Source organism: Parafrankia irregularis, from assembly GCF_001536285.1.
Lineage (GTDB): Bacteria > Actinomycetota > Actinomycetes > Frankiales > Frankiaceae > Parafrankia > Parafrankia irregularis.
Map to the genome: position 1 here is coordinate 166,174 of NZ_FAOZ01000002.1, position 14,045 is coordinate 180,218.

General features: G+C 70.2%; 13 protein-coding genes and 2 tRNA genes. 11 read left to right on the forward strand and 4 right to left on the reverse strand.

The window, feature by feature from the left end:
- Nucleotides 1-127: 127 nt before the first annotated feature.
- The 3 genes from AWX74_RS42375 (at nucleotide 128) to AWX74_RS39815 (ending at nucleotide 1,860) form a co-directional block, all read left to right on the forward strand.
- Nucleotides 128-322 carry a DUF7507 domain-containing protein gene (locus AWX74_RS42375; protein ID WP_423212961.1) on the forward strand — a complete coding sequence of 65 codons (195 nt, stop codon included), beginning with the start codon at nucleotides 128-130 and terminating at the stop codon, nucleotides 320-322.
- 117 nt (nucleotides 323-439) lie between these two features.
- Nucleotides 440-1,447, forward strand: coding sequence for a polysaccharide deacetylase family protein (locus tag AWX74_RS03210; protein WP_091271427.1), 1,008 nt, complete (start codon nucleotides 440-442; stop codon nucleotides 1,445-1,447).
- 164 nt (nucleotides 1,448-1,611) lie between these two features.
- Complete coding sequence (locus tag AWX74_RS39815; RefSeq protein WP_165615452.1) at nucleotides 1,612-1,860, forward strand: hypothetical protein; 249 nt, start codon at nucleotides 1,612-1,614, stop codon at nucleotides 1,858-1,860.
- A 149-nt stretch (nucleotides 1,861-2,009) separates the two neighbouring features.
- On the opposite strand, the gene AWX74_RS03220 is transcribed toward AWX74_RS39815, so the two are convergent.
- Nucleotides 2,010-2,082: transfer RNA gene (locus AWX74_RS03220), tRNA-Arg, on the reverse strand.
- Between the two features lie 237 nt (nucleotides 2,083-2,319).
- Entirely contained in the window at nucleotides 2,320-2,544 is a 225-nt protein-coding gene (locus AWX74_RS03225) for a DUF3039 domain-containing protein (RefSeq protein WP_091271432.1), read from the reverse strand.
- A 407-nt stretch (nucleotides 2,545-2,951) separates the two neighbouring features.
- Between AWX74_RS03225 and AWX74_RS03230 the strand changes: the two genes are divergently transcribed.
- A complete protein-coding gene (locus AWX74_RS03230; protein WP_054568044.1) occupies nucleotides 2,952-3,638 on the forward strand; it encodes a metal-dependent transcriptional regulator in 687 nt (228 codons plus the stop codon).
- Nucleotides 3,639-4,122: 484 nt separating this feature from the next.
- On the opposite strand, the gene AWX74_RS03235 is transcribed toward AWX74_RS03230, so the two are convergent.
- The gene (locus AWX74_RS03235) at nucleotides 4,123-5,346 is read right to left on the reverse strand and encodes a C40 family peptidase (RefSeq protein WP_242666054.1); all 1,224 of its coding nucleotides are present in this window, start codon (nucleotides 5,344-5,346) and stop codon (nucleotides 4,123-4,125) included.
- A gap of 503 nt (nucleotides 5,347-5,849) precedes the next feature.
- Here AWX74_RS03235 and AWX74_RS03240 point away from each other — a divergent pair.
- From AWX74_RS03240 to AWX74_RS03260, 5 genes are all read left to right on the forward strand, one after another.
- The gene (locus AWX74_RS03240) at nucleotides 5,850-7,133 is read left to right on the forward strand and encodes an ammonium transporter (RefSeq protein WP_054568043.1); all 1,284 of its coding nucleotides are present in this window, start codon (nucleotides 5,850-5,852) and stop codon (nucleotides 7,131-7,133) included.
- The gene (locus AWX74_RS03245; protein WP_054568042.1) at nucleotides 7,130-7,468 is read left to right on the forward strand and encodes a P-II family nitrogen regulator; all 339 of its coding nucleotides are present in this window, start codon (nucleotides 7,130-7,132) and stop codon (nucleotides 7,466-7,468) included. Before AWX74_RS03240 ends, AWX74_RS03245 begins: the two co-directional genes overlap by 4 nt.
- Before the next feature lie 167 nt (nucleotides 7,469-7,635).
- Nucleotides 7,636-10,002 (forward strand): [protein-PII] uridylyltransferase, encoded by a 2,367-nt coding sequence (locus AWX74_RS03250; RefSeq protein WP_091271438.1) that lies wholly within the window; start codon nucleotides 7,636-7,638, stop codon nucleotides 10,000-10,002.
- 158 nt (nucleotides 10,003-10,160) lie between these two features.
- Nucleotides 10,161-10,250, forward strand: a tRNA-Ser gene (locus AWX74_RS03255).
- 175 nt (nucleotides 10,251-10,425) lie between these two features.
- Nucleotides 10,426-10,779, forward strand: coding sequence for a DUF4326 domain-containing protein (locus AWX74_RS03260; RefSeq protein ID WP_091271440.1), 354 nt, complete (start codon nucleotides 10,426-10,428; stop codon nucleotides 10,777-10,779).
- A gap of 69 nt (nucleotides 10,780-10,848) precedes the next feature.
- On the opposite strand, the gene AWX74_RS03265 is transcribed toward AWX74_RS03260, so the two are convergent.
- Nucleotides 10,849-11,457, reverse strand: a complete 609-nt coding sequence (locus AWX74_RS03265) for a nucleotidyltransferase family protein (RefSeq protein WP_091271443.1) — start codon at nucleotides 11,455-11,457, stop codon at nucleotides 10,849-10,851.
- A gap of 250 nt (nucleotides 11,458-11,707) precedes the next feature.
- Here AWX74_RS03265 and AWX74_RS03270 point away from each other — a divergent pair, with 250 nt between their 5' ends.
- Both AWX74_RS03270 and AWX74_RS03275 read left to right on the forward strand, forming a co-directional pair.
- Nucleotides 11,708-12,832, forward strand: a complete 1,125-nt coding sequence (locus AWX74_RS03270) for an XdhC family protein (RefSeq protein ID WP_091271446.1) — start codon at nucleotides 11,708-11,710, stop codon at nucleotides 12,830-12,832.
- Between the two features lie 100 nt (nucleotides 12,833-12,932).
- Entirely contained in the window at nucleotides 12,933-13,904 is a 972-nt protein-coding gene (locus tag AWX74_RS03275) for an LLM class flavin-dependent oxidoreductase (RefSeq protein ID WP_091271448.1), read from the forward strand.
- The last annotated feature ends 141 nt before the right edge of the window (nucleotides 13,905-14,045 follow it).

Consider the following 14,045-nt stretch of genomic DNA (forward strand, 5'->3'; position numbering starts at 1 on the left):
CCGACGGGCGAGCTGATCACAACGGCGCCCCAGGTCACCATCCTGCAGCCCGTGGGTGCCGGGCCCATCCCCCACCACTGGCGCGATCTCCCTGGCCAGGTCCGCCGCGCCGGCCGAGTTCGTCGGCGTGGGCCAGAAGCTGGACTACTCCTACCTGGTGACGAACATCGGCCCGGTCGGCCTGTCCGGCGTCCGCGTAGTGGACGGCCTGCCAGGGCTGTCCACGGAGGCCAGGCTGCCGGGGCCAGCGCGGTGTTGCTGCGGATCGGGGTCGGCCGCGGGTGGTGCCTCTTGCCGAGCAGGTGCAGCACCATGCGGGTGAGGTCGACGTTCTCGACACGGCGCTTCGCGCTTCTGTACGGCTGGTGACCGACCTGGCGCACAACGCCGGGGACGTCTTTCCGTTTCCTCAGCCCGTCACCGGGAGCACGATCGGGGCATGGGTGGTTTTGGCAGTCGGGCCCGCGGCGGCACGGGCAACCTCGCGGGCGCGGGAAACGTCAATCCAGCCATGACGCGCAGCGGTTCCGCGGCCGCCTTGTGCACGGTGGTGTGCCTCGTCGTCGTGCTTGCGGGGTGCGGCGGTGGCGGCGCGCCGCCAGCCGGCCCGGCGGCGGGCCCGACGACCAGTGTCACGACGGACGCGCCGGCGCCGAGCGTCACCGGCCTCCCCGGCACGACGGTCTCGCCGGTCTCCTCGGCACCCAGCGCCTCCGCGAGCCATCCGCCGCGCGCGACCGGCACGCCGCCCGGGCCGACATCGCGGCCCACCACTGTCGCGCCACCGTCGACGCCGGGCACAGCGCTGTCCGCCGGGGTGGCGGGGAAGGACTGGGAGCGGCTGCCAACGACCCGCAAGATCGTCGCGCTGACGTTCGACGCCGGTGCCAACGCGGACGGCGTCGCCCCGGTCCTCGCGACGCTGCGGCGGGAGAACGTTCCGGCCACGTTCTTCCTGACCGGCCAGTTCGCGAAGAACTTCCCGTCGAAGGTTCAGGACATCGCGGCCGCGGGCGGGCGGATCGGGAACCATTCCGCAACGCATCCGTATTTCACCAAGCTCACCGACTCCGAGATCCGTAGCCAGGTACAGAGTGCCGAAGGCGACATCCGGACGGCCACCGGCCAGGACCCGCGGCCGTTCTTCCGTTTCCCGTACGGGGACCGGAACGTGCATGACATCGCTCTGCTCAACGAGCTTGGCTACGTCCCGGTCCGGTGGACCGTCGATACCGTCGGCTGGAAGGGCACATCTGGCGGAGCCAGTGTGGAGTCCGTCACGACAAGGGTTCTGAACGCGCTGACACCCGGCGAGATCGTGCTCATGCACCTGGGCTCTCACCCGGAGGACCATTCGACGCTCGACGCCGACGCGTTGCCCGGCGTTATCAAGGCGCTGCGTGAGCAGGGCTACGGCTTCGTCACCCTCGACGTCCTTCTCGGGTAACCCGCCGGTCGGCCGCGTCGGGTCATCGACCGCCGACGGAACTGAAGCTGTCACGTTCGCGAGAACATCACCTCCTCGCGGAGGCACAGGGTGCGGTAAGCGCGGTTGCCGAGTTCCACCTCCGCGAAATCGCGATCACTGCCCGCCTGCCAGCGGCGGCCCCGGTGCAGCGGCTTTTGGGCTCCTACGACGACGGTGTATGGGTCGCCGGCATCTACGCCGAGATCGAGGGCTGCCTTCCCAGCCGGCCGTGGCGGCACGGCGAGCTGAGTCGCGTCCTCGGCGCCCTGACCCGGCTGAGCGCCGACCTCACCCCCGCGTCGGTCGCCCCGGCCCCCTGGCTGCGCCGCGCCTTGGTGGGTGGCGGGCGCTGGCACAGAGCGCCGGGGCCCTGGCGCGCCTTGCCGCGGTGACCGGCGAACTGCTGCGGGAGCTCACGCTCGACCCCACCCGCGACTACCAGCCGACCGGTCGGCCCCACGGACCAGCCCGCAAAACCACGAAGCCCTGAACCCAAGATCGTAGGTCCAGGGCTATGCCGATGTCCTGAGACATCACACGGTGCCCCTGGCAGGAATCGAACCTGCGACCTACCGCTTAGGAGGCGGTCGCTCTATCCACTGAGCTACAGAGGCATTGCGCCGCGATAATACAAGGATTTGGCCGGTGACCACACACCAGGTCTGTCACGCATCGCGGCCAGGCGGCACGAACCTGCGCGAGGGCCGCGGGATCTTCGGAGATGCGACCGGCTCAGACGCCGGCGCGCCCAGGTGACGGACGTCCGTCCGCGGGGCCGCGCACGCTCGATGGTCCTGCGGCCTGGCTGAGCGTGCGCGCTGGGTGATCAGCGCCTTTCCGGGGGTCGGGGTTCAGCCGAACTGCTCGGCCATCTCGACGAGTTCCTTGCAGCGGGGGCAGACCGGGTAGCGCTGCGGGTCGCGGACCGGCTCGAACTTGTAGCCGCACAGGGCTGTTACGCGGCCACCCTCGATGGAGGCTCGGACGATCTCCTCGCGGCGCGCGTAGTGGGAGTGGTCATCTCCCTCGTCGGTGCGGGTGTCGGACGTCTCCGGCGCGATCTGCGTGGTGCTCATACCCTTGAGTGTAGGTACCTGCCCGCGTCGCGCCGCCCTGACGGTGTGGGTGCCGTGGTGGCTGCGTGACCGCAGGCGAGATCATGCTCGCGGCCGTCTGGGCTCCTGCCCGGCGGTGCCGCCGTGTTCCTGGAAGCCGGTCCTTGATGTCGTTTTTGTGCGCGCCCCGGGCTGGGCCGAGGTGCGGGCGTGGCGCGCCGGCGACGCTCGTCCTCCAGCAAGGCCCAATCCCCACTTTGGGTACCCGGTCGGGTACCCTCGGTGGGTGGGGAGCGGTTCGGCGTAGTGACGACGGGGCGGCTTCCGGGGCGGCTTGGCCATACCACAATCCGACACCAGGACGCAGAGGAATGTGGCTCCTCCCGAGGGGCGTTGCAGCGTACTCTGGTTGCGGACGAAGGAGACCGGTGACTGGACTGATTGACAGTACCGAGATGTACCTCCGGACCCTGTACGAGCTACGGGAGGAGGGCATCACCCCGCTGCGTGCCCGGCTGGTCGAACGGCTGCATGTGAGTGCGCCGGCGGCGAGTGAGTCGACTGCGCGGCTGGCGAGCGAGGGCCTGGTGGCCCTGGCTGATGACCGGACGGTGCAGTTCACGGAGAAGGGCCTGGTCAGGGCCACGGCGGTGATGCGTAAGCATCGTCTCGCCGAGCTACTCCTGACCAAGATCATTGGCCTGGACTGGGCGCTGGTTCACAACGAGGCATGTCGCTGGGAGCACGTGATCTCGGACGAGGTCGAGGCCCGGCTGACGGTTCTTCTGGGTGATCCGAAGCGTTGCCCCTTCGGCAACGAGATCCCGGCTCCGTTGGAGACCGCCGAGCCGCCCGTCGCGGCCCCGGTGAGCCTGCTCACCTCCGCTGAGCGGAATGTCAGTGGCCCCAAGGCCGTGACGGTGAGCTGGATCTCCGAACGCCTCCAGACCGACGAGAACGCGATGCGCACCCTGCGCGACGCATCGGTCGTGCCAGGCGCGAAGATCTCGCTGAACGCTCGTGGTGACAGGCTCTACATCGCGAAGCCGGACGGTGACGCCGACGAATCGGAGATCAGCCGGGGCATGGCGTCCCTGGTCTACGTCGATCACTGAGCCTCTTCCACCGTCGGCTCGGCATCCGCGTTCGCGGGCTGTGCGACGGAGAAGGCTCACTGGCACTCCGGCGAGCCAGCGGTGGCGCCCGCCACAGCGGTGCGTCTGTCGGCAAGCGTCCCTCGGCTCATCTTGAACAACTTCACTGCTGGTATCTGAGGACCGGGCCCGTTGGGTCCGGTCCGATGTATTTCCGAGGAGAGATCGGGCGCAGCTGCGCGCGCCAGACGACTGGCGGACGGAGGCAGCCGGCAAGCTGATAGCCCATAAGTGGTGGTTGGCCGGGTGTGGCCTGGCATGTTCTGGCCGGCAGGCGCTCCGGCTGTGATGGGAGCCGGCGCCGCGGCCTGGCCCGCCAGGGCTGGGCTCGCCGCCGCCAGGGCTGGGCTCGGTCTCGTCCAGCCGCCATAGCCCACCGCTGCGGGCTTCGACGGTCGCTGCTCGTTCCCAGAGCCCCGCGGATGAGGGGCCCCGGACGGCGCGGTCAGGCTCCGGGCCGTACGCCGCCCTGGAAGGACGACCACCACACGTTCTCGATCCGCACGACCTCTCCGGTGCGCGGAGCGTGGATCATCTTTCCATCGCCGATGTAGATGCCGACGTGATAAAGATCCGCGCCGAAGAAGACGAGATCGCCGGGAATCAGCTCCGCGCGGGAGACCCGCCGGCCGGATGTCCACTGGTCGCCGGTGTAGTGGGGGATGGCGACGCCTGCCTTGCCCCAGACCCACTGGGACAGCCCGGAGCAGTCGAAGCTGTCCGGTCCCTCGGCACCCCAGACGTAGGGTTTCCCCAGCTGTGCGTGTGCTTCCTGGACCGCGCGGGCGGCCCCGCCGCTGCCGCCGGTGGGGGGCGGTGGCGCCGGCGCGACTGGTGCGGCGGCGAAGGTTGAGCCGGCCGTCGCGACGAGCCCGGCTTCCCGGGTGAGGCGTTCACGTTCCAGCGCGGCCTGGCGGGCCGCTTCCGCGGCTGCCGCGGCTTCGGCGGCCTGACGGGCACGTAGCGCGGCTGCTTCCCGTTCGCGGGCCTCTCGTTCCAGCTGGGCCTGTCGGTCGATCAGGTCGTCCAACAGCTGGTGCTGTTCGGCCGCGGAGGCTTCGATTCCGCGCCGTTGCTCGGAGAGTGAGTCGACGACGTGCTGACGACCGGCGAGGGCCTCGTCGGCGGCCTGCTTAGCCTCGGTCTGGTCGTGACGGGCCAGGCGCAGGTCGGACTCGGCGGCCCGCTGCCGCCGCGACAGTGCGTTGACGGCGCCGGCGCGGTCGAGCGCGGTCCGTGGATCTCCCGTAAGCAGGATGGAGAGCTGTTCGAAACCGCCTGAGCGGTAGGCCGAGGTCGCCAGCCCACGGTGGCGGTCCGACGCCGTTCGGACGGCTGCGTCCGCCGCGCTGAGGCGCTGACGGGCGGTTGTCGCGGTGCGTTCCGCCTCGGCGAGCCGGATGCGTTCCGCGTTGTACTGCTCGGCTGCCACGGAGAGCTGGTGCCCGAGCTCGTCGATACGGGCCCGGGTGGTCGCGATCTGCGTGGTGACGCTACCGAGGTCCTCTGCGTGGCCTTCCCTCGGCCGGTCGCCGGAGCCGGAGCCGGAGCCGGCGCGAGAGTCGGAGCCGGAGCCGGCGCGAGGGCTGGTGCCTGGCTCGGCGCGGGCGATACCGAGGCCGACTCCGAGGCCTGGACCAGCCGTCAGCGCGGGGCCTGCGGTCAGCACGCCAACCAGCGCGACGAGGGCCGGGCGCCGGCCTCGCGGACCGCTCTCCCGGGGCCGCGGTGGCGGCTCACGGCGCCATTTCTCGTCTTTCGTGCTCGATGAGCTCGGCCCTTCAATACCTCCTCTGTCATCCGCGGCGGACGAAGCGGGCGAATTCATACCCGATCGGGGGATACTGTTGGCCTCGTGGGACGGGCTGCCGGCGCTATGCCAGCCCTCCGTCGGAACACTGGTCACGACGCGGCACCGTAACTCTGTGCAGTTGTAGAGTCACGGAAGCGCGCCGACCGACACGGAGGGTCTCGGAACGCCCACCTGGCGCCCAAGGTCGGGGCGCACGGGTCGCCCAATTCAGCGATTTCACACGTCGGAAACAGATTAGACACTAGAACGGAACAGATCTTATCGACTCTTCGGCCGGAGGGACCGGGACGAGCGCAGCGTGGCCGGAGTCCGGGTAGCGCAGTCCGCGCGGTGCGCGCGGGGGGAATGACAGGAGTGACATGGCAGAACTGAACTCGGGCGACACCGCGTGGGTGCTGATCAGCGCCGCGATCGTGCTCTTCATGACGCCCGGCCTGGCATTTTTCTACGGCGGCATGGTCCGCGCGAAGAATGTGCTGGGCATGCTGATGCAGAATTTCTTCACCATGGGCATGATCACCCTGGTGTGGTCGGTCATCGGATTCAGCCTCGCATTCGGCGCGGGCAACGGATTCTGGGGTGGCCTCGACTTTTTCGCGCTTCAGGACCTGACCGCCAGTGACGGCGCGTACCCCTACGTCGCGTTCGTCGCCTTCCAGATGATGTTCGCGGTCATCACCCCGGCGCTGATCACCGGGGCCATCGCGGACCGGATGAAGTTCAGCGCCTTCGCGGTCTTCATCACGCTGTGGTCGATCCTCGTCTACTCGCCGATCGCGCACTGGGTCTGGGCGAGCACCGGCTGGCTGTTCGAGCGGGGCGCGCTTGACTTCGCCGGTGGCACGGTCGTCCACGCGAACGCCGGTATCGCCGCGATCGTGCTCGCCGTGGTGCTGGGCAACCGGCGTGGCTGGCCCGGCGGCGACTTCCGCCCGCACAATGTGCCGTTCGTCCTGCTCGGCACCGGCATCCTGTGGGTCGGCTGGTTCGGCTTCAACGCCGGCTCCGCGCTGGGTGCGAACAAGGTCGCGGCGTTCGCCCTGCTCAACACACAGATCGGCGCCGCCACGGCCATCCTCGGCTGGATCGCCATCGAGTACCTGCGGGACGGCAAGGCCACCACGCTCGGCGCCGCCTCCGGTGCGGTCGCCGGTCTGGTCGCCATCACGCCGGCCTGTGGTTTTGTCTCGCCGATGGGATCGATCGCCATCGGTCTGATCGCGGGTGCGGTCTGCGCGCTGGCCACCTCGATCAAGGGCAAGGTCGGCATCGACGACTCGCTCGACGTCGGCGCGGTCCACCTCGTTGGTGGTGTCCTCGGTGCACTGCTCACCGGTTTCTTCGCGACCGTCGACACCAACCCGGCGGGCAAGGACGGCGTGTTCTACGGCGGCCCCTGGAAGGTCGTGCTCGAGCAGCTGATCGCCATCGGCGCGACGCTGGGCTACTCCGCGGTCGTGACCCTGCTGATCGCTCTGGCGATCAAGTACACGATCGGCCTCAAGGTCTCCGAGGAGGAAGAGGAGCAGGGCCTCGACGAGGCGCTGCACGGTGAGACCGCCTACCGCCAGACCTCGCTCAGCAGCGGCAGCGGGTTCACCTCCGTCGCCGCCGCCCGTGTCCCCGAGGAGGCCCAGGCATGAAGCTCGTCACCGCGGTCATCAAGCCGTTCAAGGTCGACGACGTGAAGACGGCGCTGGAAGGTCTCGGCGTGCACGGTCTCACGATCTCCGAGGTTCAGGGATACGGCCGCCAGAAGGGGCACACCGAGGTCTATCGGGGTGCCGAGTACAAGGTGGACTTCGTCCCGAAAATCAAGATCGAGGTCGTTGTCGACGACGAGGCGGTGGACGAGCTCGTCGCCGCGATCACCACGTCTGCCCAGACCGGCAAGATCGGTGACGGGAAAGTGTGGGTCGTTCCCGTCGACGCGGTTGTCCGTGTGCGGACGGGTGAGCGGGGCTCGGACGCTCTGTAAGCCGTACGAAACATCCTGGGGGCGCACCTGTTACGGTGCGCCCCCTTTCCGTTTCGGTGCCGTGACGACCAGAAGAGCTTTCGGTCGCATATCACCGGACAGCGGGAAGGAAAGTGCGCGAGAGTGCCAGAGTGGGGGCTGTGGACCAGTAGGACGGGGGGCGACCGGTGGACGCGAGACTCCAGGCTCTGCGGGGCCGTGCGGACGAATTTCCCGGTTTGACCGGATCCGCGCTGCGTAAGGCCCTGGCTGAACTCGCCGACGCCGCGCTCGCCGACCTGTTCGGAGAACCAGGTGCCGGTATCGCGCTGCTGGCCGTGGGCGGCTACGGGCGCCGCGAGCCGGCCTTCGGCAGCGACCTCGACCTCGTGCTCGTCCACGACGGTCGCCGCAAGGACGTGTCCGCGGTCGCCGACGCGATCTGGTACCCGCTGTGGGACGCCGGGGTCGGCCTGGACCACAGCGTCCGCACCGTCGACGAAGCCGTCACCGTCGCCGACACCGACCTCAAGGCGGCCCTGGGCCTGCTCGACGCACGTCTCATCCGCGGTGACACCGGCCTCGCGGCGAAGCTCGTCGACACGGTCCGGGCCCGTTGGCGGTCGCGGGCGTCACGTCGGCTGCCGGAGCTCGCCCTGTCGGTCAACGAACGGGCTCGCCGGACGGGAGAGGTCGCCTTCCTCCTCGAGCCGGACCTGAAGGACTCCCGGGGCGGCATGCGCGATGTGCAGGCGCTGAAGGCGCTCGCCGCCGCCTGGGTGGCCGAGGAGCCCCCGCCGCGCGTCCAGCAGGCCTACGAGGTGCTGCTGGACGTCCGCGGTGAGGTGCGCCGGATCGGTCAGGGCCGCGGGCAGGACCGGCTCCTCCTGCAGGACGGCGAGGCGGTGGCCGCGGCCCTGGGCTACCCGGACTCCGTCGCCGTCTCCCGCGCGGTCGCCGACGCGGGCCGGGTCATCTCCTGGACCTGGGACACCACCTGGTATCGGGTCGCGGCCGCGCAGCGCTCCAACTCCAGGATCGGCGCCGGGCTGCGTCGCCCGGTCCGCCGGCCGCTGGACGAAGGCGTGGTCGAGCAGGACGGGGAGATCCAGCTGGCCCGGGACGCCGATCCGGGGAACGACCCCGGACTCGTCCTGCGTGCGGCCGCCGCCGCGGCGCGCACCGGCATCCCGTTCGGCCGCTACGCCATCGACCGGCTCGCCCAGGAGGCGCCCGCGATGCCCGCGCCGTGGCCCGAGGCCGCGCGCGACGACCTGGTCAGCCTGCTGGCGACCGGTGACCCCGCGATCCGGGTGATGGAGTCCCTCGATCAGGTGGGGCTGCTCGAGCGGCTGATCCCCGAGTGGGCCGCGGTGCGCAGCAGGCCACAGCGCAACCCGTACCACCGCTACACCGTCGACCGGCATCTGCTCGAGGCCGCCGCCCGCGCCGCCGCGCACACCCGGGACGTCGACCGGCCCGACCTGCTCCTGCTCGGCGCGCTGCTGCACGATATCGGCAAGGGGTACCCAGGAGACCACACCGACGCCGGCATCGACGTCGTGCGAGAGCTGGCACCCCGGCTGGGGCTCCCGCCCGAGGACACCGAGATCCTGCTCGCGATGATCCGGCACCATCTCCTGCTGGTCGAGGCCGCGACGAGGCGGGACATCGACGACACCGCCACGATCGAGTCGGTGGCCGCCTCCGCCGGCAGCGTCCGAGTGCTCACCCTGCTGCACCGGCTCACCGAGGCCGACGCCCAGGCGACCGGGCCGACCGCCTGGAACGCCTGGAAGGCCCGGCTCGTCTCCGAGCTCGTCCAACGCGCCACGGCCGTGCTCGACGGCCGCGAGCCGCCCTGCCCGCCCGCGCTGTCCGACCGCCAGATCGCGCTGCTCGCGCTGCCCGGCGACCTCACCGTGCAGGTCAACCCGCTGCCCGACGAGGGCATGTTCGAGATCGTCGTCGTGACGGCCGACGACCGGGTGGGGCTGCTCGCCACCACGGCGGGCGTGCTCGCGCTCAACCGGCTGGACGTCCGACGTGCCTCGGCGCGAAGCTCCGCCGGGCGGTCCCTGCTACAGGCTGCCGTCGCCGCGCCGCACGGCGAGCGGCCCGACCTCCAACGGCTCCAGACGGACCTGCGTGGGGCGATCACGGGCAGCCTCGACCTGACCGCACGTCTCGCCGGCCGCGAACAGGACTATGCATCGAGTCGGCGGCGCAGCACCCCGGCGCCACCCCAGGTGATCTTCGACGATTCCGGCTCCGTGCCGGTGGTCGAGGTCCGGGCGCCCGACCGTGCCGGCGTGCTGCACCGCATCGCCAGGGCGCTGGCCGAGACGGGCCTGGACGTCCGCACCGCGATCGTCGCGACCCTGGGCCTGGACGTGGTCGATGCCTTCTACGTCGAGGATCCTGTCGAGGGCCCGGCCGGCACGCGACCGGCCGCGGTGCTCAGCGGCGAACGGCGCGCCGAGGTGGAGTCCGTCGTCCTGGCAGCCCTGACCGCAGGCGCGGTGGCCGGTGCCAGCGCTGGCGACGGTCCGTGACCGTCCACCTCGATCCCGTCACGTTCGTCGCCGTCCGATACCTGAGGGTGTCCTGATCGGGAGCTGGCGTGGTGCCATCGGGGGAGTGTTGCGCTCCGCACGGGAGGGTCGTGGTCTGGTCCGCTGTGCGGGGCGCTATGCTTGGGACGCACCTTCAAGGAGGCTTCGCCTAGTCCGGTCTATGGCGCCGCACTGCTAATGCGGTTTGGGTCTACAGCCCATCCGGGGTTCAAATCCCCGAGCCTCCGCCCTTGCTGGTCGGGCCCGTTCGCGTCGGACGGGCTTCTGACCAGGTACTTTTCCTTCACTGTCTGGCATCGCACTGTGTGCTGAGGTGTGCTTCCGTGGGCGGCAGTTCGGGTAGAACGTGCATGCCAAGCAGGGCGCGAGGGCCTGGTGCCGAGCGGACGACCAGGAGGCGGCATGGCCAGCACACCCACGAGCACCGTGCCGGCACGGGTCCGGCTTTCCCGCGCACCGGGGTGGCGCATGCCTGACAACGCGGTGAAGGTTGACCGGACCACCCGGTGGGGCAATCCGTTCGATCACCGCCTGCGCGGCAGAGCAGATGCCATCCGGCGGTACACCGCGTGGATCGGCGGAGAGGGGCCGGACGAGATGCCCGCCGGCAAGCGGGTCGGGACGGTCTCTCGAACGTGGGTGCTGGAGCACCTCCCGGAACTCGCCGGCCACCCGCTGGCCTGCTGGTGCCCGCTGGACGAAGCGTGCCACGCCGATGTGCTCACCCGCCTCGCCGCCGAGCGTGAGCGGCCGTAACGAGGGTGAGCGGCCGTAACGAGCGTTAGCGGCAGTAACAGACGCCTGCCTGGCTGACCCCGTCCGGGTTCAGGATGACGTCCAGCGTCGTAGGTCGTCGGGGGTGTCGAGGTCGGTTGGATCGCCTGGGGCCGGCACCTCGTCGAGGAGTTCGGGGTGGGCCGCGAGGAAGCGGCGGGCGCCCTCGTCCGGGCCGGCGAGGGCGATGGCGGCGCGCCACAGGTCGGGTGCCATGACGATCGGGTGGCCGCGGCGCTGCCCGTACCTGGCGACGGTGACCCGCCCGGGTTTCCAGGCGGCGAGGGCCGCGCGGACTGCGGGACCACCGATGCCCGGCGTGTCGACGAGGAGCACGGCGACCGCGTCCGCGGGAGGGCGGCCGGGGGTGTCCGCCTGCTCCAGCGCTAACGCGAGTGAGCTGCGCAGACCCTGCTCGGGGGCGGGATTCACGACCAGTTCGGCGTTCGGCGCGGTGGTTCCGGAGCGGACCACCGCGATGATTCGGTCGCACCCCGCCTCGCCTGCGGCGTTGATCGCCCGGTCCAGGAGGCGAACGCCGCCGACCGTGATTGTGGCCTTCGGCGTGCCCATCCGACTGCCGCTGCCCGCCGCGAGCACGGCCGCGACCAGGTGGGTGGTTCTCGGCTGAGCTGGAAGGTCGGCGTCATGATCAGCCATGTCGGCAGACTAGTGCGCCGTGGCCGGCCACGCTTGCCGTAATCCTCCGGCGCCTGCCCGGGCTCGCACCGGGCTCGCACTGGGCGCCCGCACCTGGGCCCGAACGTCACGTTGCATGATTGCTGCGGGATGTCTCGCGTGAATTCGGGCATTTTGTCGCGGTGCGGCATACGGTCGATGAGCCGGGCACACCTATGGGGTGGCGGGTCTGGTCCCTGGGACTCCACGACGACGAGCTGAGGCGATCTCGATGCGCGACGTGCTCACTGATCTCCGGACCTGGTGGGAGGCTGGGGAGACGTCCGGGCTCGCGACCGTTGTCGGCACCTGGCGGTCCGCGCCTCGCCAGCCGGGCGCGACGATGGCGGTGGGCCCGGACGGTGCCGCGATCGGCAGCGTGTCCGGTGGATGTGTCGAAGGCGCCGTGTACGAGCTCGCCGAGCAGTGCCGTGCGACGTCCGTGCCCGTTCTGCAGCGCTACGGGGTCAGTGACGACGATGCCTTCTCGGTCGGCCTCACCTGCGGTGGGATCATCGACGTCTTCGTGGAGCCGGTGAACCGGCGATCGTTTCCCGAGCTGGGTGATGTGCTCGCCGACGTGCGGGCGGGTCGCCCGGTGGCGGTCGCGACGCTGGTGAGCGGGCCGCCTGGTGCTCCGGTCGGCGCGCATCTGATCGTGCGGCCGGAATCGGTCGAGGGCACGCTCGGTGGCGAGCGGTTCGACGAGGCGGTGCGGGACGACGCCCGGGGCCTGTTGGACCAGGGCGGTACGGGCATCCTGCGGTACGGCCCGCACGGGGAGCGGCGCGGCGATGACGCCGCCGTGTTCGTGTCGTCGTTCGCCCCGAAACCGCGAATGATCGTGTTCGGCGCGATCGATTTCGCCGCGGCGCTGGCCCGGGTCGGGGCCTTCCTCGGTTTCCGGGTGACCGTCTGTGACGCGCGCGCGACCTTCGCGACGAGCAGGCGTTTTCCCGATGCCGACGAGGTGGTCGTCGACTGGCCGCACCGATATCTCGCGGCGACCCCGGTGGACGCGCGCACGGTGGTGTGCGTTCTCACGCATGATCCGAAGTTCGACGTGCCGCTGCTGGAGGTGGCGCTCAACAAGCCGCTCGCCTACCTCGGGGTGATGGGATCCCGGCGGACCCACGAGGACCGGGTTCGACGACTGCGGGAGATCGGTTTCTCCGACGCGGATCTCCGCCGGCTGCACGCGCCGATCGGCCTCGATATCGGTGGCCGTACTCCGGAGGAGACCGCGATCTCCATAGCCGCGGAGATCATCGCCACCCGCCAGGGCGGATCGGGAGGCCAGCTGCGTGCGTTGAGCGGGCCGATCCACCACGAGCAGCACATTCGGGTGGCTCGCTGAGGCGCGTGCAGTGCCGCTGAGCAGGGCAGATCGGGTCGGCCGAGAGCAGGCGTCGGGATTTCTCCTGATTCGGTCACCTGATTCCTGCTAGTCTCCGGCCGTGCTGTTTGCCTTACGATTCGACTTCCGTAATCCGGAGCTAGCCGGGACATCCATGGCCGATCGCTACGCGGCGGCCCTCGACATGGCCGAGTGGGCTGATCAGCTCGGTTGCGTGACGATCGCGGTCTCGGAACATCACGGCTCGTCCGATGGCTATCTGCCCAGCCCGATCCCGATGCTGGCGGCGATGGCGGCCCGGACGAAGAATGTTCGCTTCATGATCGCGGCCCTGGTGGCCCCGTTCTATGACCCGCTGCGGCTGGCCGAGGACATGATTGTTCTCGACAACATCAGCAGAGGCCGCGTGGACCTGGTGGTCGGGGCCGGGTACGTCCGCGAGGAATTCGAGATGTACGACGTCCCGATGAACGAGCGCGGAAAGCGTGTGACCGAGACGGTGCGGACGTTGAAGGCGGCTTTCGGTGGGGAGCCGTTCGAATACCGTGGCCGCACCGTTCATATCACTCCCGCGCCGCATCGGCCGGGTGGTCCGGGGCTGATACTCGGTGGGAACAGCGAGGCGGCGGCGCGGCGGGCGGCGCGCATTGCCGACGGATTCATCCCGGCGGTTCCGGAGGTCTGGGAGTTCTACCGCGACGAGGTGCAGAAGCTCGGGCGGCCGGATCCAGGACCGTGCCCGATCAGCGCGAACAAGGTGGTGGCGCTCGCCGAGGACGCCGAGGACGGCTGGCGACGGATGGCGCCGTTCTTCCTGCACGAGACGAACTCCTACGGTGCCTGGCAGGCGCAGCAGGGCATCGCGTCGCCCTATCACACGAAATCGGGTGTGGAGCAGTTGCGGGTTGAGGGGCAGTACCGGGTGCTGACCCCGGATCAACTTGTCGCCGAGCAGAAGGATGCGCCGTTCCCGTTCGTTCAGTTCCATCCGATGTGCGGTGGGATGCCACCGGAGGTCGCCTGGTCGAGCCTCCGGCTCTTCGAGCACGAAGTTCTACCCAGGTTCGCCTGACGTTTCTGCGACCCGGCCGGTGCCCCTGAGGCTGGGGCCGGGCCCGCCTTCGGTCGTGGGCTCGGCTTCGCCCTCGGGCTCGGGCGGGGTAGCCCCGGACTCGGCGGGGTGCCCCTGGGCCCGGCTGGCGCTGACGGCGCG